This is a genomic window from Vibrio profundi (genome assembly GCF_005281835.1).
Classification (GTDB): domain Bacteria; phylum Pseudomonadota; class Gammaproteobacteria; order Enterobacterales; family Vibrionaceae; genus Vibrio; species Vibrio profundi.
The window spans coordinates 40,748-61,140 of sequence record NZ_RZIS01000006.1 but is presented as its reverse complement, the minus strand read 5'-3'; the positions used below and the strand labels follow the sequence as shown (position 1 = coordinate 61,140).

Sequence of the window (20,393 nt, the reverse complement as noted above, 5' to 3'; positions counted from 1 at the left end):
TTTAGACTTAGCGAAACACCAATAAAAAACCGATGCATTAGCATCGGTTTTTTTGATCTTCAGAAGGAGTTACTTCTTTTTCTTCGCGGCTTTCTTTTTAGACGCACCGGCTTTTTTGTCGTCTTTTTTCACTTTCTTCTTTTTCTTGAAGACTGGTTTTTTGTGCGTTGGGCGCATACCTTCGATGAAGCGCTCTTTGATGCTTTCTTTCGTGTAGCGAGCAACACGTTCAATCATTGGTTGGTCGTGCGCTTCAATGATTGAGATGGCATTACCTTTCTTACCTGCACGAGCCGTACGGCCGATACGGTGTAGGTACACATCCGCAGTACGCGGCATATCGTAGTTAATCACGTGGCTAACGTCTGGAAGGTCGATACCACGAGCGGCGACGTCAGTGGCCAATAGCACATTAACGGTACCGTCACGGAAACGAGCAATCGCATTGTTACGACGATCTTGAGGCATTTCGCCTTGGATCCACGCACAAGGGATTTGCGCACTTTCCAGTTGCGCACGCAGTTCACCTAAACGCTCACGAGTTTTTAGGAACACGATAGTGCGCTCGGCTTGCTCGGTGATAATGTGTTTAAGCAGGTCCAGTTTATGGTCCGCTGTATCCGCACGGTGATACCACTGAGTGATCTTTTTACGTTCACGTAGTGATGACTGCGCGTTGATTTCTGCTGGGTTCTTAAGAAGATCTTCAGTGAAGCCTTCTACGCCTTTACCTTCTAGTGTTGCTGAGAATAGTAAAGTCTGTTTACGCCAGCGACACTCGGCAGACAATCGGTCAACCACTGGGCCAAAACCCATGTCCAGCATGCGGTCTGCTTCATCAAGGATAAGCCATTCAATCGCACGGCAATCAAAGCGTTCAGCTTCAATGTATTCCATTAGACGGCCAGGAGTGGCAACCACGATATCTTGAGTGGTGCCTAGGATGTCGGCGTGCTCTTGATACATCACACCACCAGTAATGGTGAAGATGTTTAAGCTGGTGTATTTAGCAAGCTCACGGGCTTGGTCGGTGATCTGCATCGCTAGCTCACGCGTGGGCGTAAGGATTAGCATACGTGCAGGGCCTGCTTTCTTACGTGGGAAGTCCAGTAAGTATTGCAGTGCTGGTAGCACGAACGATGCGGTTTTACCTGTACCTGTCGGCGCGGAAGCTAAAACGTCTCTTCCATCTAACGCTTGTGGGATTGCTTCAGCTTGTACCTGTGTTGGGCGTTCGTAGCCCATTTCGTCAATTGCTTTTAGCAGCTCTTGTTCTAGATCGAGTTCTGCAAAGGTTCTGATCACTGTTGTTTCTCCACAAGCAATAAATGTTTTCTGCATCAAGTAGCAGAAGATAAAAAAGAGTAGTCGGCCATTATAGAAGCATTAGTGATTAGGATCACATGGTATTTCTACATCTTCAGATAAAAATCTTTAGTTAGCGCAATAAACTCATCGCTATAGTCGGCTTTATGACGAATGGTGAGGTGATCATATTGAGTTTCTTGTGGGTGTTTAGTTAATTCAAACAGGACACGGCTTGCGGGTTTGGTGTCAGTAGGTTTTACATCTAATCGTCGAGATAGGTACCAGCCTGATTGTAAGGCGAGAGCGATGAAAGATTCTCCTTCGGTGATGGGCAAAATGAAGCTTGCTGTAACAGCCTCGGTAGTGATAGCTGAGCAGCGATCAATCAGGGCTTGGTGAGCCAATGTATCGGTATGCCTCGCGGTGGCCCTTTGTTGCTGCTTTGCTTGCTCGCCGTTATTGAAATACGGAGGGTTACAGATGATGCCTGCGAATTTCTCAGTGAAAGGGTGCGATAGCACATCGCCTTGTATTAACTGGATCCGAGGTGACCACGGAGAATGTTTAAAATTGAATAAGGCTGCTTCTATCGCGTGCTGGTTTATATCAATAGCTTGTACGTTAACGCCAGTAAACCTTTGGGCAGTCATCAAGGCCAGCAACCCGGTTCCGGTGCCGATATCTAAGATGTTGTTAGCATGGGGAAATTGAGCCCAAGCTCCTAGTAATACGCCATCGGTACTGACTGGCATGCCGCTTTGCCCGCCATCTATAGAGAACTGCTTAAAATTAAAGCCTTTAGTTTTCAATTTATCGCTTCTCATGTTTATTCTGTTTTCTCGTTATTTTTAAGATTATATATCCATTGTTAACAGTATGTTTGGTTTAACTGTCTAGTTGTGTTTGATCTGTTAATGAATATGTTTGGTGTATAATTTTGGTTATTTTTATTAATCCAGTGATTTGAACTGGTTTGTTGTTCAATGTGCAAATTAATATAGTGTTTTTTTCTTGTTACTTGCGAACTGGTGAGTGTTTCGTCATTATGCGCGCCTATTTTATAGATTGAGTGCACATTTTTTAACGTGAGCATTCATGCAAACACAATTTAAATTCCAAAAATATAATTAAGGGTTATCTGTGAATCAGAGTCTAAAACTAACAGATATAATCGCATTGGGCTTTATGCTTTTTGCTTTCTTCTTAGGTGCCGGAAACATCATCTTCCCACCTTTAGCGGGTCAATTGGCCGGTGAACACTTATTCCCAGCGATGTCTGGTTTCTTGCTAACAGCTGTAGGTCTTCCTCTAATTACTATCGTTGCTATTGCTGTTGCGGGTGGTTCTTGGGGCCACTTAACCAAAGATCTTCCAAAGCAAGCGGCTACTATTATGGCTGTGCTGATTTTTATCATCATTGGCCCTGCATTTGCAGCTCCGCGTACTGGTCTAGTGGCTTACGAAATGGCAGTGAAGCCGTTCTTCATTGATGCCGCGCAAGCTCACCTGACAATCTTCTCTATTGCGTTTTTCGCCATTGCGATGTTTTTTGCATGGTCGCAAGGCAAGTTGATTGATGTGATTGGTAAAGTGTTGACGCCTTTACTCTTCATTGGCTTAGTAATTCTGGCTATCGCGGTATTCGTAAACCCACAAGGTGCAATGGCAGCGGCGCAAGGTGATTACCTGACTCAGCCTCTGACAAAAGGTTTCCTAGAAGGCTACAACACGATGGATACGTTTGGTTCATTGATGTTCGGTATGTTGATTGTCGATGCGATTCGTAGCAAAGGCATCACTGACCGCGCTGCAACGACTAAGTACTTAATTAGCGCTGGTTGTATTGCCGCTGCGGGTTTAGCATTTGTTTACATTTCGTTGTTCTACCTAGGTGCAACGAGTGCGACAGTGGCCGCTGGCGTGGACAACGGTGGCGTAGTACTAAGCCAATACGTTCAAGCTCTGTTTGGCCCGTCAGGTCAAATCGTGTTGTCTGTAATCGTTTTACTAGCGTGTTTAACGACGGCAATTGGCCTAATTTCGGCGTGTTCTGATTACTTCAGTTCGTTGACACCACTGTCTTACAAGACTTGGGTGATTATCAATGGCGTAGCGTGTGCGACGGTTGCTAACGTTGGTTTGGCTCAGCTAATTTCATTGTCTGTACCGGTATTGTTCGCACTTTACCCTGTGGCGATTGCACTTGTGGCGTTAACTTTCATCCGCAAGAAGCTACCTAACCCACGTGTGGCATACCGCGTTGTGATTCTTGTATCGTTATTGTTTGCATTGATTGATGCAGCAAAAGTGGCGGGTGTGAATGTTTCAGCATTGAACATGTTGCCACTGTTTGAGATAGGTATGGGTTGGTTAATGCCGACAGCAGCAGCCATTATCTGCATGTTTTTCATTGGAAAAGCACCGCAAGAAGAGCTTTCTCAAGAAGCCGCATAATTGCTGACTAAAATAATAAAGGCCTCGTCATAGTGACGAGGCCTTTTCATTTGTGTTCAACCAATGGTTGGTTCTAAGACTGAACGTAAAGCTTATGGCTAAAGCTTATCGTGATATTCAACTAGTACTTGCTCAACCCAAGCTTCGATACGCTCGTCGCTCAATTCATATTGAGAATCTTCATCAAGAGCTAAACCCACGAACTGAGATTTATCTTCAGTGAGTGCCTTTGATGCTTCAAATTCGTAGCTTTCATTGTTAGGCCAGTAGCCAACAAAATCCGCGCCAGCAGTTTTAAGCTCGTCGTGCAATAAACCCATCGCGTCCAAGAACCATTCGCCATAGCCTTCTTGATCGCCCAGACCAAACAAAGCCACGGTTTTGCCTTTAACAGGTGTGGTTGCAATGTTGTCCCACGCTTCGTTCCAATCTTCTTGAATTTCTCCGAAATCCCAAGTGGAAATGCCTAAGAGCAGTAGGTCGTAATCAGCCATTAGCGATAAAGGCGTTTCCTTTACGTTATGAATATCGACAAGTTCTTCACCTATGATGGCGCGAATTTTTTCTGCTGCCATTTCGGTATAGCAGGTGGTAGAGCCGTAAAATAATCCAATTTTCATAGCATATGTTCGGTTTTTATTTGGGATGGCGAATTCTAACCATAAATTGCTTTTGATTGCAGCGATTATACGCGCAACTCGTAATTTTTATGGCAATCGATAGTGTGCTGGCATACTCTCAAATCTGTTTTGGAAATCGAGAGTAAATGCAATGCAGTCGCCGTCTCAAGGGCAAAGCTTAGATTATGGATTGGTCGAGCAATTTTTAGATACGATGTGGATGGAGCGCGGATTGTCAGAAAATACGCTGGCATCGTATCGCACCGATCTGACCAAACTTATTCTATGGATGGAAAACCATAACTACAAATTAGACTTCATCAGCTTATCTGGGCTTCAGGATTATCAAAGCTGGCTGGTGGATCAAGATTTCAAGCAAACTTCTCGTGCGCGGATGTTGTCTGCCATTCGCCGTCTGTTTCAATACCTTCACCGTGAAAAAATTCGTGCCGACGATCCGAGCGCACTATTAGTGAGTCCAAAGCTACCTCAACGTTTACCTAAAGATCTGAGTGAAGAGCAGGTCGACGCTTTGCTGGATGCCCCTGATCCTAACGATCCAATAGAGTTGCGTGACAAAGCCATGCTTGAACTTCTGTACGCGACTGGTCTGCGTGTGACTGAATTGGTAAGCCTGACAATGGAAAATATCAGCTTACGCCAAGGTGTGGTGCGAGTGACGGGTAAAGGTGGCAAAGAGCGTTTGGTGCCAATGGGAGAAAATGCCGTAGATTGGATTGAAACCTTTATGGAGCAAGGTCGCCCTGCGTTACTAGGAGAAAACACTTCGGATGTTGTCTTCCCGAGTAAACGCGCAAGGCAAATGACAAGGCAAACTTTTTGGTATCGAATTAAGCATTACGCAGTGTTAGCTGGGATTGATACTGAGCTTTTATCGCCTCACGTGTTGCGCCATGCATTTGCGACTCACTTATTGAACTATGGGGCGGATTTAAGAGTCGTACAAATGCTTTTAGGGCATAGTGACTTATCAACTACTCAAATTTATACTCACGTGGCAACGGAAAGACTCAAACAGATCCACACTGAGCACCACCCACGGGCTTAACAGAATTCTAATAATTAAGGTGACATGCATGAGCGTATTACGCCGTCTTCCATTATTAACTCTTCCAATCCTTCTGGCCGCTTGTAATGGTGCAGAAGACACAGCGTCTGTCGATAAAACGGAAGCACCTCAAGAAAGTGCGACGAAAGTGACTCAAACTGAACCAGTTCAGGCCGGTAGTACCGAATTTGACGCAAAAGCATTGACTGCACGTTTTGAAAAGATTGGCATTAAAGTGTCTAATATTGTGCCGTCTGATATTGAAGGTTTACTAGAAATTCAAACCAATAGTGGCGTGATCTTCTCATCACTCACAGGCGAGCACTTTATCGCAGGGACTTTGTACTCTTTGGATGAGAATGGAAAATTTAGCGATATTCTTGCAGAGCGCCAAGCGCCTATTAACGCAGAGAAAATAGCGGCATTCGCAGACCAGTCGATTGAATACAAAGCGGAAAATGAAAAATACGTGGTAACCGTGTTCACCGATATTACGTGTGGTTACTGTGTAAGGCTGCATAGCCAAATGGATGGTTACAACGCGCTTGGAATCACGGTTCGTTACTTAGCGTATCCACGCCAAGGCGCTAGCGGAAAAGTGGCGAGCCAAATGGCAACGATTTGGGCAGCAGCAGATCCACAAACCGCGATGCATGATGCTAAAGTGAATCGCAAGTTTCCAGACTCAGTAGGCGATGTCGCGAAGTCTGAGCAACAGATCCGAGAACAATATGCGTTAGGCCGTGAACTGGGTATCAGTGGTACGCCAGCAATCTTCCTACCGAGCGGTGAGTTGGTAAGTGGCTACTTACCACCAGCGCAACTACTGCAGCGCTTAGAGCAACAGTAATTCCGATTATAAACATGAAGGAGCAGGCCTGATTATTCAAGTTAGGCCTCAATCAATATGATAGAGATTCAACGCCGCCCTGAAGTCGATACTAGTGTCTTAGCTGGTAATCAACCTGACTTACTTAAACGCATTTATGTCAGCCGTGGAATTACCAGTGCTAGCCAATTAGAAACGGCAGCCAAAGGCTTACACTCGTACCAGAAATTGGGCGGGATTGATGCGGCGGTTGAGTTGTTATTCAACGCGATTCAGCAGCAAAAACGCATTATTATCGTCGGTGATTTTGATGCTGATGGTGCGACAAGCTCAGCGCTTTCAGTATTGGCGCTGCGTATGCTTGGCAGTTCGAACGTTGATTACTTGGTACCAAACCGTTTTGAAGATGGCTACGGCTTAAGCCCTGAAGTGGTGGAGCAAGCGATCGAGATTGGTGCTGAAGTGATCATGACGGTTGATAATGGCGTTTCTTCAATTGAAGGGGTTCGCTTCGCTAAGGAACAAGGGCTAGAAGTTCTCGTTACCGATCACCACTTACCTGGGCACGAGTTACCGATGGTGGATGCAATGGTCAACCCAAACCTAGAAAGCTGTGCGTTTCCTTCTAAAGCGCTAGCTGGAGTTGGGGTGGCTTTCTATTTAATGATGGCTCTATGTGTACATATGCGTAAATCGGGTTGGTTTGCTCAGCAAGGCATGCCTGAGCCTAAGTTAATGGAGCTTATTGATTTAGTCGCGTTGGGTACGGTAGCGGATGTTGTCCCACTGGATGATAATAACCGTATTTTGGTACATCAAGGCCTGCAGCGGATCCGTGCAGGTAAAGCTCGACCGGGTATTCAAGCGCTTATTGAAGTTGCGAAAAGAGATGCACGTCGCTTGGTTGCTTCTGATTTTGGCTTTGCACTTGGCCCGCGTATCAATGCTGCTGGCCGTCTCGACGACATGTCTTTTGGTGTTGAACTCTTAATGAGTAACAACATTCATGCAGCGCGTCGAATGGCAAGTGAACTCGATGGCCTAAATCAAACCCGTAAAGAAATTGAAGAAGGCATGAAGCAAGAAGCGATGGCTTTTTGTGAACGTCTGCAATTTGGTGAAGATGCGGAACTGCCTTATGGTTTAGCGTTATTCCAGCGGGATTGGCACCAAGGTGTGATTGGTATTCTTGCCTCTCGAATCAAAGATAAATTCCATCGCCCGGTGATTGCGTTTGCTGATGGCGGTGAAGGCTATATCAAAGGTTCTTGTCGCTCGATACCAGGGCTGCACATGCGAGATGCGCTCGATAGAATTGATACTCAGCACCCAGGTCTGATATTAAAGTTTGGTGGTCACGCGATGGCTGCTGGTCTAACTATCAAGGAAGCGGACTTTAACCGTTTCAGTAAATTGTTTGATGAAATCGTTAAGCAAGAGCTCGATGAAGCGGCGCTAAAAGGCATCATTTTGTCGGACGGTGAGCTCAAACCTGAAGAATTCTCAATGCATACAGCGGAAACATTGCGTGCTGGTGGACCTTGGGGGCAAGCGTTCCCTGAGCCAATTTTTGATGGTGAGTTTAAAGTGCTGCATCAAAAATTGGTGGGTGAGAAACATTTGAAGCTGATGTTAGAGCCTCTATTTAAAGGTCACCCAACAAATATCATGATTGATGGTATTGCGTTTAATGTTGATCTACGTCGCTGGCCAGATGCATCCGTGAAGACGGTTCGTTTGGCGTATAAATTAGATATTAATGAGTTTCGTGGCAATCAATCTTTGCAATTGATGATCGATCATTTAGAAGCAAAATAGGCATCCTTCCCCTTTTCAGAATCAATCCTTTCTAGCCTGTCTAATTGATGGGCTGGAAACGTATTTTTTTCTGTATCTCCGTCACATTTTTGAGTAGAATTCTTCGGTTAAATTCTACTCATAAATGATGAGCTAAAATGTTTGAAATCAATCCAATCAAAAACCGTCTGCAGGATGTGTCTGAGCGCACAAATATCCTGAGGGGGTACCTTTGACTATGACGCTAAGAAAGAGCGTCTAGAAGAAGTAAACGCAGAATTAGAACAACCGGATGTATGGAACGAACCTGAGCGTGCTCAAGCGCTAGGCAAAGAGCGTTCTGCACTGGAAGCGGTAGTAGAAACCATCGACTTGCTTGACCAAGGTGTTGAGGATGTAGACGGTCTACTTGAGCTTGCGGTTGAAGAAGAAGACCAAGAAACGTTCGACGAAATTGAACCAGAACTTGCAGAGCTTGAAGCTAAGCTAGGTAAACTAGAGTTCCGTCGTATGTTCTCTGGCGATCATGATGCTTCAGATTGCTACATCGATTTACAGTCAGGTTCTGGTGGTACAGAAGCTCAAGACTGGACTTCTATGATGCTGCGCATGTACTTGCGTTGGGCAGAAGCTAAGGGCTTCAAAACAGAAGTGATTGAAGTGTCTGAAGGCGAAGTCGCTGGCCTTAAAGGTGCAACGGTACGTATCTCTGGTGAGTACGCGTACGGTTGGTTACGTACTGAGACAGGTGTACACCGCTTGGTTCGTAAATCACCATTTGATTCAAGTGGCCGTCGTCATACTTCATTTGCATCTGCGTTTATCTACCCAGAGATTGATGACAACATTACGATCGACATTAACCCTTCTGATTTACGTATCGACGTATACCGTGCTTCAGGCGCGGGTGGTCAGCACGTAAACACCACAGAATCAGCGGTACGTATTACTCACGTACCAACGAATACTGTGGTGCAGTGTCAGAACGATCGTTCGCAGCATAAAAACAAAGATCAAGCGATGAAGCAGCTTCGAGCTAAGCTATTCGAACTTGAAATTCAAAAGCAAAATGCTGAAAAGCAAGCGAATGAAGATACGAAATCAGATATCGGTTGGGGCAGCCAAATCCGCTCTTACGTATTAGACGATTCTCGTATTAAAGATTTACGCACTGGCATTGAAAACCGCAATACTCAAGCGGTTCTCGATGGCGACCTAGACAAATTTATCGAAGCTAGCCTGAAATCAGGCCTGTAAGATTTTCACCGACTACAAACAGGATACATCGAAAATGACTGATGCTGTTCAAAACGACAACGTACAAGAAGAAAACAAACTGATTGCAGAGCGTCGTAGCAAGCTGGATCATATCCGCCAAAGCTGTAAAGCTAATGGCCACCCTAATGATTTCCGTCGTGAGCACTTAGCTGGCGACCTTCAAGCTGAATTCGGTGAAAAGAGCAAAGAAGAGCTAGAAGAATTAAACCACATCGTTGCTATCGCTGGTCGTGTTATGGCGAAGCGTGGTCCGTTCTTAGCGATTCAAGAAACATCTGGCCGTATTCAAGCTTATGCTGCGAAAGACGTTCAGAAAGTACTAAAAGAGAAGTACCAAGGTCTAGATATCGGTGACATCATCGGTGTTAAAGGCGCACTTCACAAGTCAGGCAAAGGCGACCTTTACGTGAACATGGAAGAGTTTGAATTGCTAACTAAAGCACTTCGCCCTCTACCAGAGAAATTCCACGGTCTGACTGACCAAGAGATGCGTTACCGTCAGCGTTACGTTGACCTAATCGTGAACGAAGATTCTCGTAACGCATTCATCGTGCGTTCTAAGCTTGTATCTTCAATCCGTAACTTCATGAGCTCAAAAGGCTACCTAGAAGTTGAAACGCCAATGATGCACGTGATCCCTGGTGGTGCGACTGCACGTCCATTCATCACTCATCACAACGCGCTAGACATCGACATGTACCTACGTGTTGCCCCTGAGCTTTACCTGAAGCGTCTAGTAGTGGGTGGTTTTGACCGTGTATTCGAGATCAACCGTAACTTCCGAAACGAAGGTCTGTCTCCACGTCACAACCCAGAATTCACAATGATGGAATTCTACCAAGCGTACTCGGATTACAAAGATCTGATGGATCTGACTGAAGAGATGCTAAGTACAGCAGCGATGGACGTTCTTGGTTCGACTTCTATGCCTTACGGTGACGAAACAGTAGAGTTTGGTGGTAAGTACGCTCGCATGAGCATGTTTGATGCAATCAAGCACTACAACCCTGAGCACGCCGAGATTCAAGCTCTAACAGAAGCTGATCTTCAAGACCGTGACAAGATGGTAGGTATTGCTAAATCAGTTCACGTTGAAGTAGAAACGTTCTGGACATGTGGTCAGCTACTTGAAGAAATCTTTGGTGAAACGGCTGAGCCTCAGCTAATTCAACCAACCTTCATCACTGGCTACCCAGCGGATATCTCTCCTCTAGCTCGTCGTAGCGATGATAACCCGTTCTTCACAGACCGTTTCGAGTTCTTCATCGGTGGTCGTGAAGTTGCGAATGGTTTCTCTGAGCTTAACGATGCACAAGACCAAGACGAGCGTTTTAAAGCGCAAGTGAACGCGAAAGACGCGGGTGATGATGAAGCAATGTACTACGATGCAGACTACATCACAGCGCTTGAGCACGGCCTACCGCCTACAGCAGGTCAAGGTATCGGTATCGACCGTCTAGCTATGCTATTTACAAACACGCACACAATCCGTGACGTGATCTTGTTCCCGGCAATGCGCCCTCAAGCTTAATTCTTTTTAAGCTGATTTGATAAAAGCCACCTCGTTAGGTGGCTTTTTTGTTTTATATATTCATCAAGCATTTCTGATATTGCCTCCTATTCATTCGAAAAATCATTATTTCTAACGTAGTCTTACTATTGAGACGGATTATCTAAGATAGTCTCAATACTGTAACGTCAGTGCTAAAGCTCATATAAATGGGTTGTTTTAGCGACTTTGGCTGGTATTTAACAAAATAGAGTAAGGAAGTAGGGATGGGGACTCAATTTAAGATGGACTCAGTACCGGGTTCTCTTATCGTTGTCGGTGGAGCTTATGAACCTTGGTTATCTGTTTTAGAACAAGTAGGTTGGCGTTGCACTCAATGCGCTGATTTACGTAAAGCCGATGCACTTATTTCTGAAACAGGCCCTTGTATTGGTGTTGTTGATTTAAGCCATGATGAATTTAGCTTGAATGGGATCGCCAATTTGGTGAGCACTCATAAGCAAGTTCGCTGGATAGCATTTATTCGTGAATCGCAATTGAGTTCTGACACTATTTGCCAGTTCATCGTGAATTTCTGTATTGATTTCTTTACTGCACCAATTCCAGACGCTCAACTCCTAAGTACCATTGGTCACCAGTTAGGCATGCTCAAACTCGAAAAGAAGGTATGGCCGAATTATGGGCACAGTAGTGATATGGGCTTATTTGGCGATTCTGTTCCTTTAAAGCGTCTCCGTGACCAAGTTAAGCGAATAGGGCCGACCGATGTCAGCATCTTGATCTATGGCGAAAGCGGCTCTGGTAAAGAGACCGTCGCTAAAGCTATCCATAAAACGTCTTCTCGATCTCAAAAGCTTTTTCTTACGGTTAACTGCCGCGCATTGTCTGAATCTAGAATCGAATCAGAGTTGTTTGGCATCAGTAGTGACGTATTAGTGAAGCCAAGTATGTTGGAACAAGCTGATGGCGGAACGATTTTATTGAATGATATTTTGGCCATGCCGAAATCACAGCAGATGAATCTTCTCAGGTTTTTACAAGAGGGCACGATAGATACGGCTGAAGGCACTAAAGCCGTTGATGTTCGTATTTTGGCTTCAAATTCTTCTGATATTGAAAAAGCATTGATAGAAGGTGAGTTTAATGAAGAGCTTTACCATTACATTAATGTGTTAAGAATCAATGTCCCAAGCTTAAAAGAGCGAGCTGGAGACATTGCAGTATTGTCTCGTTACTTCCTACAGGAATATTCGAAAGAGTTTAATGCGCAAGCCAGAAGTTTTTCTGAGGATGCTCTTAAAGCGTTGACTCGTTATCACTGGCCAGGGAATGTTAGAGAATTAACGAATCAGATTAAGCGAGTAGTGCTGATGTCTGATTCGGTGATGATCGATGAAGAGCAGCTGGATTTACCAAAACGTAGTGATGGTAGGCGGAGCTTGAAAAGTATTCGGGAACGCTCTGAGCGTGATGCGCTGCTATTAGTATTAGAGTCTCATAGCGGACAAGTTTCTTTAGCTGCGAAAGAGTTAGGGGTTTCGAGAGCGACCATGTATCGACTACTCAATAAACATAGTCTGATTTCGGAAAATGCCGTTTAATCTGATAATTCAAAAGATTTATTCAAGCCACGCTTAATGCGTGGCTTTATGTTTGTAGAGGAAAATGCTGTCTTTTTATATAACCTAGCCGAATAACTTATAGTTACTTTCATATGCAATTGGTTATTAGGTAAATAGTTTGTTTTTATAATGTTATGAAATTACTGGTTGAATAATATCCTCATTTGCATAGAATTTAACCGTGAAAGCAGTAATCTCGCTGCGGAAACACCCCTCAATTTTTGGATTTATTAGTTAGCTTGGAGGCGCAAAATGAAAACTTTTGATTTTATTCAGCATATTTGCGCATCGAACGTATCTCGCACTCATATGGTAGCGGCTATGCCTACCACCAGTGTAATGGCCGATCGAAACTCACAAGATAAACCTATCTAATTGATCCGTAACCTTATTTGGCTGCGGAAAAATGGCAGCCGAATAAGAGAAGAATCACCTCTCTATATTCCTTACATGAAACGCCATTTTTCCCAGTAATCTTTTTAACTGGAGAAACATTATGCGTCATTCTATTTATCTAAAATTAGCTACAGTATTAGTTCGTGCCGACTTACGTCGTGAAGAAAAAGCATGGCAACGAAAGTTACGCCGAAGCGCCTATGATTTACCGTGGAACAATGCTCATTTACTAAGAGATATCGGCTTAGAAAGTGATGGTCGTCCAGTTGGTTTTTCAGAGCCTGAAGCCGTTAAAGCCGAACGTCGAGTTCGTCATCTACGCCGTGTTTTAAGCGCTCGAATACCAACGTAATATTTGGGGCTTGTAATACCATTTGGCCCCTTACCAACGCCTGATATCAATTATGGTGTCGATTTCGTAGATTGGAATTTGAATTGATTAAGGTAAAAGGCAGAGAGCATCCCGCTTTCTGCCTTTACTCTGAATAGATTAAGCTATCAAACAGAATTATATATGTTAATATGATGTTAATTCCTAGCGAATTGAACTACTTTTACTAAGCTTTAAGACAAGATTTGGAGTTCATATATGCAAAAACATCAGCTTGATATGTGGTTACATGGCCACCACAAAGACTCATACATCCCACCTAAAGTTTATGTGATTGGTTGCTCTGACGTATCTGAATATTTATTAGCAGTGGAATACAAGCACAAGTTGGAGCCCGTAAAAGAAGACGATGAGCCACTTCATTACAACTCACTGGATAAAGTGAAAGAAGAGCTACTTCGACTTGGGATCAAGAAAGCGTACTTACGATTACATAACGCGTATGATGAATTTGGTGAGTCGCCAGTACAACCTTATTGCGATATAGAACTTTCGCTCACCACACACTAATTGAGAAAGCTAGGCGTAATTCTGAGTCAGGATCTTTCCTGTGAATTGAGTTCTTAAATAGAAGCCCCTTGGAAGGGTTTTTATAGGCTTACCACTCGCGCCATAGGCTTCAGTTAGTACTCGACTATTCGCTGCTTTTGGCCTTAAGTGCAGTGCTTCTCCGTGTCTTGCAGTGATTTGTTCGACGTTGCCTAGAACAATCAATTCCATTAACTCTTCCCAATCATTTTTGAGAATCTGCTCTTCTTCTTGATTTGGGATCCATAGCAATGGAGATCCTACATGTCTTTCGGCTAATGGGATTTCTCTTTCGCCTTCAACCGGAATCCACAGCACTTTTGAAAGCTTGTTACGGACATGGCTGGTTTCCCACGTAAGACCTTGTACACCAATTAAAGGCGCAACGCATACAAACGTCGTTTCTAGAGGTTTTCCTGTATAGCTTATTGGAATACTTTTTAGCTCAATCCCCAAGTTTGCAAAGTCTTGTTCAGGTTTGCTACCAGCAGGCGCGCCAAGGTGCCACTCCAACAGCTGTCCAACCCAACCTTTGTCACGTTTTAAGTCTGGCGGGACATCCATACCCGCTTCATCCGCTAGTTCTTTGAAGGTCATACCCGCAATAGTATGTGCGCGTTCTAACAGCTCGGCTTCAGATTGAGGTTCTTGTTTCATATAGATCTACAGGGAGAAAAAGGCGATTTTACCAGAACTACTGAGAAAAGGAGACTGGTGAAGAAATGATCTTGCTGGAGGTAAATTGATCAAATAAGAGGTTATCCACAGGGAGCGGTAGAAATTGAATGTATTTAAATGTTCATGTATGAATAAACAGTATAATACAGGCCAATAAATACTTGAATAAAATCTCTAAAAATGAAACAAGACCACTTTAGTGTGGATAAAGAACCTTGTGGTTGATCTTTGACCGATCTGTGTTTTGTGATGATCAAGCAATGTTGTGAGCTACATTTTCACTATTCCTTTGCTTTTAATTTATTGTTTTTTAATGGTTTTGTGTTTTTGTGTTGTTGTTCTAAGATCGAGTAAGTCTCTTGCTATTGTTAACTTTGATAATTGAGATGGAATTCTGCACATAGTTATTCACAGAAAAGGTGAATAAATGTGGGCTGTGTCTCACTCTTTTGTTGATAACTATTTTCTGAGCAAAACTTATCCAAAGTTGCGGCAAAAACGATAAATCTCGGTTTAATCACATCACTAAGTTTGCTCCGGTTGGGGATATGTGGAAAAATCAGTGTAATTAAAAATTTAAATAGAGGTTGGCCAGTGATAGATGGCGATGGTTACCGATTAAATGTTGGTATTGTAATCTGTAACAACCATGGTCAGGTCTTCTGGGCTAAACGATACGGGCAACATTCATGGCAATTCCCGCAAGGGGGGATCGATGAAGGTGAAACTCCGGAACAAGCTATGTACCGCGAGTTATATGAAGAGGTTGGCCTTACAAAAAAGGATGTGAAGATCGTTGCGACGAGTCGTCATTGGTTACGATATAAGTTACCTAAGCGGTTGGTTCGTTGGGATTCCAAACCTGTCTGTATTGGACAAAAACAGAAGTGGTTTCTTTTACGCTTAGACTGCGATGAATCGCGAATTAATATGCAGCGTGGAAGTACGCCTGAATTTGATGGTTGGCGCTGGGTGAGTTACTGGTACCCAGTTCGACAAGTCGTTTCTTTTAAGCGTGACGTTTATCGTCGTGCTATGAAAGAGTTTGCTTCTTTGGCTATGCCTTTTAAAGAACGAAAGGCAAAAGGAAAGCGTAAACAACGTAGAGGGTAAACATGCTCAGTCAACTAAGGGAAATAGTTGAACACGTATCTAGAGTAGAAGATGTTCACTCGGCATTAGACATTCTGGTTAAAGAGACATGTGGCGCGATGCAGACTGAATGTTGCACCGTGTATTTAGCCAATGATGAAATGCAGCGCCTTGAGTTAATGGCAACTCAAGGCCTGACTTTTCAAGGCGACAGTATTCATATTGATTACCAAGAAGGCTTGGTTGGTCTAGTCAAACGTAGCGCTGAGCCTATCAATCTAGCAGAAGTTTCTAACCACCCAAATTTCAAATTCTTTCCTGAACTAGGGGAAGAAATTTACCACTCTTTTCTTGGCACCCCCATTATCCATCGTAAACAAGTTTTAGGTGTGTTGGTTATCCAACAAAAATCGCCTCGACTGTTTAGTGAGATGGAAGAATCTTTCTTAGTAACACTTGCCGCTCAGCTTGCGGTGATCATTGCACATGCGCAAACTCAAGGTCATTGGCTGCTGGAAGAGCAGGACACTCCATCAACTAAAGGCATTGCGGCTTCGTCTGGTGTAGCAATTGGTGAGCTGTGGTGGGATAACACTCAACCTGAACTAACGGATGTCTATCCGGCTTCTACCGTCAATGTTGATCGTGAGCAGGAGTTATTGGCTGTTGCTATCGAAAGTGCTTTAAATGACTTCCGACGCATGCGTAAGCGTTTAGACAGTGATATTAATAAAGATGCGCTAGCGATTTTCGATTTATTCACGCACTTGCTGAATGATCCTATGCTACGTAACGATCTAAAAGCTCAAATTCAAAAAGGTGACCGTGCTGATTGGGCATTAAGACAGGTTGTCGAAACTTATTCGAACCGTTTTGCGCGTATGTCTGATGTGTACTTAAGAGAAAGGGCACAAGACGTTCGGGAGTTAGGTCAGCGTTTGCTGTATTTCCTCCATAATACCGAACAAGAAGTTCGTACTATTGAAGAGCCGATCATTCTGGTCGTTCGAGAGCTGACGGCTTCTGTCTTAGCATCTATCCCCAAAGAAAAGCTATTAGCGGTGATTTCGTTGGAAGGGGCTGCGAACTCTCACGCTGCCATTCTATCTCGTGCTCTTGGTATTCCTGCGGTAATGGGGCTCAATCTAAACCTTGAGCACATTAACCGTAAGCAAGCTATTGTTGATGGTTACAGCGGCGAAGTGTTTATCGCACCGAGTGACAACTTGTTGCGTGAGTATGGCGAGTTAGTGATTGAAGAGACAGAACTCTCTTTGATGGTTAACAAAGATTTGTTTGAACCCGCAGTGACTGAAGATGGTCGCAATATAGAAGTATTACTCAATGCAGGTTTAAGTGCCGACACTAATATAGCGATTAACCAAGGCGTTGATGGTGTTGGGCTATATCGAACCGAAATCTCTTTCTTGCTTCAGCATCGATTCCCTTCTGAAGATGAGCAAGTGAAACAGTATCGCTCTGTTCTTGAAAGTTACCCTAATAAGCAAGTGGTCATGCGTACTCTTGATGTCGGTGGTGACAAAGCTTTACCTTATTTACCAATTGAAGAAGATAACCCATTCCTTGGTTGGCGCGGGATCCGCTTTACGTTAGATCACCCCGATATCTTTATTGTTCAGCTTCGAGCCATGCTGAGGGCCAGCTGCGAGCATAACAATTTGAGTATTTTGCTACCGATGATATCTGGTGCTCAAGAGTTAGATGATGCTATTCAGTTGATTGAGCAAGCTTATGCTGAAGTCAGCTTGCTTGATGATAGAGTCAGAATGCCGAGAATCGGTATTATGATCGAAGTTCCGTCAATGTTGTACTTACTACCTCTCATTGCCGACAAAGTCGATTTTGTTTCGGTTGGTACTAATGACTTAACACAATATTTATTAGCAGTGGACAGGAACAATTCGCGTGTTGCGAATGTCTATGAGTCTATGCACCCTGCGGTGATCATGGCGTTGAAGCAAATCTTTGATACGTGTAAGCAATATTCTTTGCCTGTCTGTATTTGTGGTGAGCTTGCTGGTGATCCCATTGGAGCATTACTGTTAGTCGGTTTGGGTTACGATACGTTGAGTATGAACACCTCCAATGTGGCGAGAATTAAATATTTGATTCGCCAATCCACTCATGAAGAGTTACAAAAACTTGCACATAAGGCATTATCGCAACCTTACGGCAATGATATCTATAGTATGATGCTGGAATACCTTGATGAGCGAGGCTTCTCTGGGTTTATACGTGCAGGTAAAAAATAGGAAACAATGTGAACTTTGAACTAATTAGCCTACTCGTAATGTTGGGCGCGGTTATTGGCGTTTTAGCGGGTTTGTTAGGTATTGGGGGCGGTTTACTGATTGTTCCGGCGTTACTCTTTTTACTTCCTAAGGCGGGTATTTCTGCTGACATTGCAATGCAAATGGCGCTGGCGACCTCTTTATCTACCATCATAGTGACCTCTGGTTCATCAGCCTTAAATCACTTGAAGCTAGGAAATGTCGATGTGTTTGTCATTAAATGGCTAATGCCGGGTGTCGTAGTCGGTGGATTTTTAGGTTCGTTTATCGCTGATGCGATTCCTGCTCAGTATTTACCAAAGGTATTTGGCACCATTGTGCTGGTATTGGCGGTCCAGATGCTGTTATCCATCAAAAAGGTTTCGCAAAAAAATATGCCAAGCTCAGGAGTGACTATGCTATGTGGCAGTGGCATAGGCGTTGTTTCTAGCCTTGCTGGCATTGGTGGCGGATCGTTGTCGGTTCCGTTTTTGAATCATCATGGCATTGAGATGCGTAAAGCCGTTGGATCTTCATCGGTTTGCGGAAGTGTGATTGCCGTATCTGGCATGATTGGCTTCATATGGCACGGAAGTTCAGTAGGGCACTTGCCAGATTACAGTGTTGGTTATGTGTATCTACCTGCGTTATTAGCCATTTCCTGTGCGTCAGTTCTTACGACCAAAATTGGTGCTAGGTTAGCCACCCAATTACCCACTCCTATATTGAAGAAAATCTTCGCTGTATTTTTAGTTTTTATTGCAGGCACTATGCTGCTGTAAGTTTATTTTGATAGAGAGCAAACTATGTCTTCGGGTTTGATTGAATTTCCCAATATTGATCCTGTCCTAATCGAGTTAGGACCAATTTCTGTTCGCTGGTACGGTTTGATGTATCTAGTCGGATTTATGTTTGCGTTATGGTTGGCGAACCGCCGAGCAGATAAAGCAAACAGTGGCTGGACACGTGAGCAAGTGTCAGATTTACTTTTCGCGGGCTTTCTTGGCGTAGTTGTTGGTGGGCGCGTCGGTTACGTGCTTTTCTATAACTTTGATTTGTTCTTAGCCGATCCGCTGTACTTGTTTAAAGTATGGACCGGTGGAATGTCTTTCCATGGCGGACTGCTTGGCGTAATTACCGCTATGTTCTGGTATGCGAAGAAAAATGGCAGAACGTTTTTTGGTGTGGCTGATTTTATTGCCCCTTTAGTTCCATTTGGTTTAGGCATGGGCCGCCTAGGAAACTTCATGAACAGTGAGTTATGGGGACGAGTGACAGATGTGCCTTGGGGGATCGTGTTCCCAAATGGCGGTCCTCTACCACGCCACCCATCTCAACTTTATGAGATGGCGTTAGAAGGTATAGTGCTGTTCTTCATTTTGAACTGGTTTATTAAGAAGCCACGTCCACTTGGTGCGGTATCTGGTTTGTTCCTTGCGGGTTACGGAACATTCCGTTTCCTTGTAGAATACGTGCGTGAACCTGATGCTCACCTTGGCTTGTTTGGCGGATTCATCTCTATGGGACAAATCCTATCGCTGCCAATGGTTATCATCGGCGCATTGATGGTGGTTTGGGCGTATAAGCGCGGTCACTACAAAGATGAACTACCAAAACAAACGAAGTAAGGAATTGGTGTGAAGCAGTATTTAGAACTCTGTCAGCGTATTGTTGATGAAGGTACGTGGGTTGAAAACGAACGCACAGGCAAGCGTTGCCTGACGGTGATCAATGCAGACCTAACCTACGACGTTGGCAATAACCAGTTCCCACTTGTGACGACTCGTAAAAGCTTCTGGAAAGCAGCAGTAGCAGAGCTGCTGGGCTATATTCGCGGTTATGATAATGCTGAAGATTTTCGTAAGCTTGGCACTAAAACATGGGATGCAAATGCAAACCTAAACGAAGCATGGCTAAATAACACTTACCGTAAAGGTGAAGATGATATGGGCCGTGTTTATGGGGTTCAAGGTCGAGCGTGGGCGAAGCCTGATGGCGGTCATATCGATCAATTGAAAAAAATTGTAGATGATTTAACTCGTGGTGTAGATGATCGCGGCGAGATTTTAAATTTCTACAACCCTGGTGAATTTCATATGGGGTGCTTGCGTCCGTGTATGTATAGCCACCACTTCTCGTTGTTAGGCGATACCCTGTATTTGAATAGCACGCAACGTTCATGCGACGTTCCGCTAGGTTTAAACTTCAATATGGTTCAAGTGTATGTGTTCCTTGCGATCATGGCTCAGATTACGGGCAGGAAGCCTGGCGTTGCGTATCACAAACTAGTGAATGCTCATATCTATGAAGACCAGTTGGCTCCGATGCGTGATATTCAGCTTAAGCGTGAGCCTCTAGCGCCAGCGACTTTCCATATGAATCCAGAGATCAAGTCGCTTGAGGATTTAGAGACATGGGTAACGTTGGATGATTTTTGGGTGGAAGGTTACGAATGCCACGAAGCGATTAAGTATCCATTCTCGGTATAAACGTTATCTCAAAAGTTATTTGAAAGGCTGCCATTGTGCAG

The 20,393-nt window shown here is 44.0% G+C and carries 19 protein-coding genes; 15 read left to right on the top strand and 4 right to left on the bottom strand.

Features of this window, described 5'->3' with window-relative positions; genetic code table 11:
• Positions 1-69: 69 nt before the first annotated feature.
• On the bottom strand, positions 70-1,305 hold the full coding sequence (srmB, locus tag ELZ11_RS15400) for an ATP-dependent RNA helicase SrmB (protein WP_137358315.1): 1,236 nt from the start codon (positions 1,303-1,305) through the stop codon (positions 70-72).
• A gap of 107 nt (positions 1,306-1,412) precedes the next feature.
• Complete coding sequence (locus tag ELZ11_RS15395; protein ID WP_137358314.1) at positions 1,413-2,132, bottom strand: tRNA1(Val) (adenine(37)-N6)-methyltransferase; 720 nt, start codon at positions 2,130-2,132, stop codon at positions 1,413-1,415.
• Between the two features lie 316 nt (positions 2,133-2,448).
• Between ELZ11_RS15395 and brnQ the strand changes: the two genes are divergently transcribed.
• Positions 2,449-3,762 (top strand): branched-chain amino acid transport system II carrier protein, encoded by a 1,314-nt coding sequence (gene brnQ, locus ELZ11_RS15390; protein WP_137358313.1) that lies wholly within the window; start codon positions 2,449-2,451, stop codon positions 3,760-3,762.
• A gap of 98 nt (positions 3,763-3,860) precedes the next feature.
• Here the strand turns inward: brnQ and fldB are convergent, their stop codons facing one another.
• A complete protein-coding gene (fldB, locus tag ELZ11_RS15385) occupies positions 3,861-4,382 on the bottom strand; it encodes a flavodoxin FldB (protein WP_137358312.1) in 522 nt (173 codons plus the stop codon).
• 151 nt (positions 4,383-4,533) lie between these two features.
• Between fldB and xerD the strand changes: the two genes are divergently transcribed.
• From xerD to ELZ11_RS15340, 9 genes are all read left to right on the top strand, one after another.
• The gene (gene xerD / locus ELZ11_RS15380) at positions 4,534-5,451 is read left to right on the top strand and encodes a site-specific tyrosine recombinase XerD (RefSeq protein WP_137358311.1); all 918 of its coding nucleotides are present in this window, start codon (positions 4,534-4,536) and stop codon (positions 5,449-5,451) included.
• 28 nt (positions 5,452-5,479) lie between these two features.
• Positions 5,480-6,301 carry a thioredoxin fold domain-containing protein gene (locus tag ELZ11_RS15375; protein ID WP_137358310.1) on the top strand — a complete coding sequence of 274 codons (822 nt, stop codon included), beginning with the start codon at positions 5,480-5,482 and terminating at the stop codon, positions 6,299-6,301.
• Between the two features lie 57 nt (positions 6,302-6,358).
• Positions 6,359-8,098: a single-stranded-DNA-specific exonuclease RecJ gene (recJ, locus tag ELZ11_RS15370; protein WP_137358309.1), complete on the top strand. Its 1,740-nt coding sequence runs from the start codon at positions 6,359-6,361 to the stop codon at positions 8,096-8,098.
• A 137-nt stretch (positions 8,099-8,235) separates the two neighbouring features.
• Positions 8,236-9,334, top strand: a protein-coding gene (gene prfB / locus ELZ11_RS15365) for a peptide chain release factor 2 (RefSeq protein ID WP_137358308.1) whose coding sequence is annotated in 2 segments (ribosomal slippage) — positions 8,236-8,310 and positions 8,312-9,334 — 1,098 coding nt in all. Because the reading frame shifts where the segments join, the coding sequence is not laid out codon by codon here.
• A 34-nt stretch (positions 9,335-9,368) separates the two neighbouring features.
• Positions 9,369-10,886, top strand: coding sequence for a lysine--tRNA ligase (gene lysS / locus ELZ11_RS15360; protein WP_137358307.1), 1,518 nt, complete (start codon positions 9,369-9,371; stop codon positions 10,884-10,886).
• Between the two features lie 245 nt (positions 10,887-11,131).
• Positions 11,132-12,466 (top strand): cyclic-di-GMP-binding transcriptional regulator VpsR, encoded by a 1,335-nt coding sequence (gene vpsR / locus ELZ11_RS15355; protein ID WP_137358306.1) that lies wholly within the window; start codon positions 11,132-11,134, stop codon positions 12,464-12,466.
• Between the two features lie 273 nt (positions 12,467-12,739).
• The gene (locus tag ELZ11_RS24030) at positions 12,740-12,862 is read left to right on the top strand and encodes a hypothetical protein (RefSeq protein ID WP_257619113.1); all 123 of its coding nucleotides are present in this window, start codon (positions 12,740-12,742) and stop codon (positions 12,860-12,862) included.
• A 121-nt stretch (positions 12,863-12,983) separates the two neighbouring features.
• On the top strand, positions 12,984-13,235 hold the full coding sequence (locus tag ELZ11_RS15345) for a DUF1127 domain-containing protein (RefSeq protein ID WP_137358305.1): 252 nt from the start codon (positions 12,984-12,986) through the stop codon (positions 13,233-13,235).
• 237 nt (positions 13,236-13,472) lie between these two features.
• Entirely contained in the window at positions 13,473-13,784 is a 312-nt protein-coding gene (locus ELZ11_RS15340; RefSeq protein WP_137358304.1) for a DUF6482 family protein, read from the top strand.
• Between the two features lie 9 nt (positions 13,785-13,793).
• Here the strand turns inward: ELZ11_RS15340 and mutH are convergent, their stop codons facing one another.
• Positions 13,794-14,459 carry a DNA mismatch repair endonuclease MutH gene (gene mutH / locus ELZ11_RS15335; RefSeq protein WP_137358303.1) on the bottom strand — a complete coding sequence of 222 codons (666 nt, stop codon included), beginning with the start codon at positions 14,457-14,459 and terminating at the stop codon, positions 13,794-13,796.
• Positions 14,460-15,074: 615 nt separating this feature from the next.
• Between mutH and rppH the strand changes: the two genes are divergently transcribed.
• From rppH to ELZ11_RS15310, 5 genes are read left to right on the top strand one after another with little or no spacing between them, the layout of a single operon-like run.
• Positions 15,075-15,593 carry an RNA pyrophosphohydrolase gene (gene rppH / locus ELZ11_RS15330; protein ID WP_167494704.1) on the top strand — a complete coding sequence of 173 codons (519 nt, stop codon included), beginning with the start codon at positions 15,075-15,077 and terminating at the stop codon, positions 15,591-15,593.
• Positions 15,594-15,595: 2 nt separating this feature from the next.
• The gene (gene ptsP, locus ELZ11_RS15325) at positions 15,596-17,845 is read left to right on the top strand and encodes a phosphoenolpyruvate--protein phosphotransferase (protein WP_137358301.1); all 2,250 of its coding nucleotides are present in this window, start codon (positions 15,596-15,598) and stop codon (positions 17,843-17,845) included.
• Positions 17,846-17,853: 8 nt separating this feature from the next.
• On the top strand, positions 17,854-18,645 hold the full coding sequence (locus ELZ11_RS15320) for a sulfite exporter TauE/SafE family protein (protein WP_137358300.1): 792 nt from the start codon (positions 17,854-17,856) through the stop codon (positions 18,643-18,645).
• A gap of 24 nt (positions 18,646-18,669) precedes the next feature.
• On the top strand, positions 18,670-19,491 hold the full coding sequence (gene lgt, locus ELZ11_RS15315; protein WP_137358299.1) for a prolipoprotein diacylglyceryl transferase: 822 nt from the start codon (positions 18,670-18,672) through the stop codon (positions 19,489-19,491).
• Between the two features lie 9 nt (positions 19,492-19,500).
• Positions 19,501-20,352: a thymidylate synthase gene (locus tag ELZ11_RS15310; RefSeq protein WP_137358298.1), complete on the top strand. Its 852-nt coding sequence runs from the start codon at positions 19,501-19,503 to the stop codon at positions 20,350-20,352.
• Positions 20,353-20,393 lie beyond the last annotated feature (41 nt).

What these genes read in the sequence shown, in the direction of transcription:
- ELZ11_RS24030 (WP_257619113.1), top strand. Translation starts at nt 12,740, where the DNA reads ATGAAAACTTTTGATTTTATTCAGCATATTTGCGCATCGAACGTATCT.
- lgt (WP_137358299.1), top strand. Translation starts at nt 18,670, where the DNA reads ATGTCTTCGGGTTTGATTGAATTTCCCAATATTGATCCTGTCCTAATC.
- ELZ11_RS15395 (WP_137358314.1), bottom strand. Translation starts at nt 2,132, where the DNA reads ATGAGAAGCGATAAATTGAAAACTAAAGGCTTTAATTTTAAGCAGTTC.
- ELZ11_RS15375 (WP_137358310.1), top strand. Translation starts at nt 5,480, where the DNA reads ATGAGCGTATTACGCCGTCTTCCATTATTAACTCTTCCAATCCTTCTG.
- ELZ11_RS15345 (WP_137358305.1), top strand. Translation starts at nt 12,984, where the DNA reads ATGCGTCATTCTATTTATCTAAAATTAGCTACAGTATTAGTTCGTGCC.
- ELZ11_RS15340 (WP_137358304.1), top strand. Translation starts at nt 13,473, where the DNA reads ATGCAAAAACATCAGCTTGATATGTGGTTACATGGCCACCACAAAGAC.
- fldB (WP_137358312.1), bottom strand. Translation starts at nt 4,382, where the DNA reads ATGAAAATTGGATTATTTTACGGCTCTACCACCTGCTATACCGAAATG.
- mutH (WP_137358303.1), bottom strand. Translation starts at nt 14,459, where the DNA reads ATGAAACAAGAACCTCAATCTGAAGCCGAGCTGTTAGAACGCGCACAT.
- lysS (WP_137358307.1), top strand. Translation starts at nt 9,369, where the DNA reads ATGACTGATGCTGTTCAAAACGACAACGTACAAGAAGAAAACAAACTG.
- ptsP (WP_137358301.1), top strand. Translation starts at nt 15,596, where the DNA reads ATGCTCAGTCAACTAAGGGAAATAGTTGAACACGTATCTAGAGTAGAA.
- vpsR (WP_137358306.1), top strand. Translation starts at nt 11,132, where the DNA reads ATGGGGACTCAATTTAAGATGGACTCAGTACCGGGTTCTCTTATCGTT.
- recJ (WP_137358309.1), top strand. Translation starts at nt 6,359, where the DNA reads ATGATAGAGATTCAACGCCGCCCTGAAGTCGATACTAGTGTCTTAGCT.
- xerD (WP_137358311.1), top strand. Translation starts at nt 4,534, where the DNA reads ATGCAGTCGCCGTCTCAAGGGCAAAGCTTAGATTATGGATTGGTCGAG.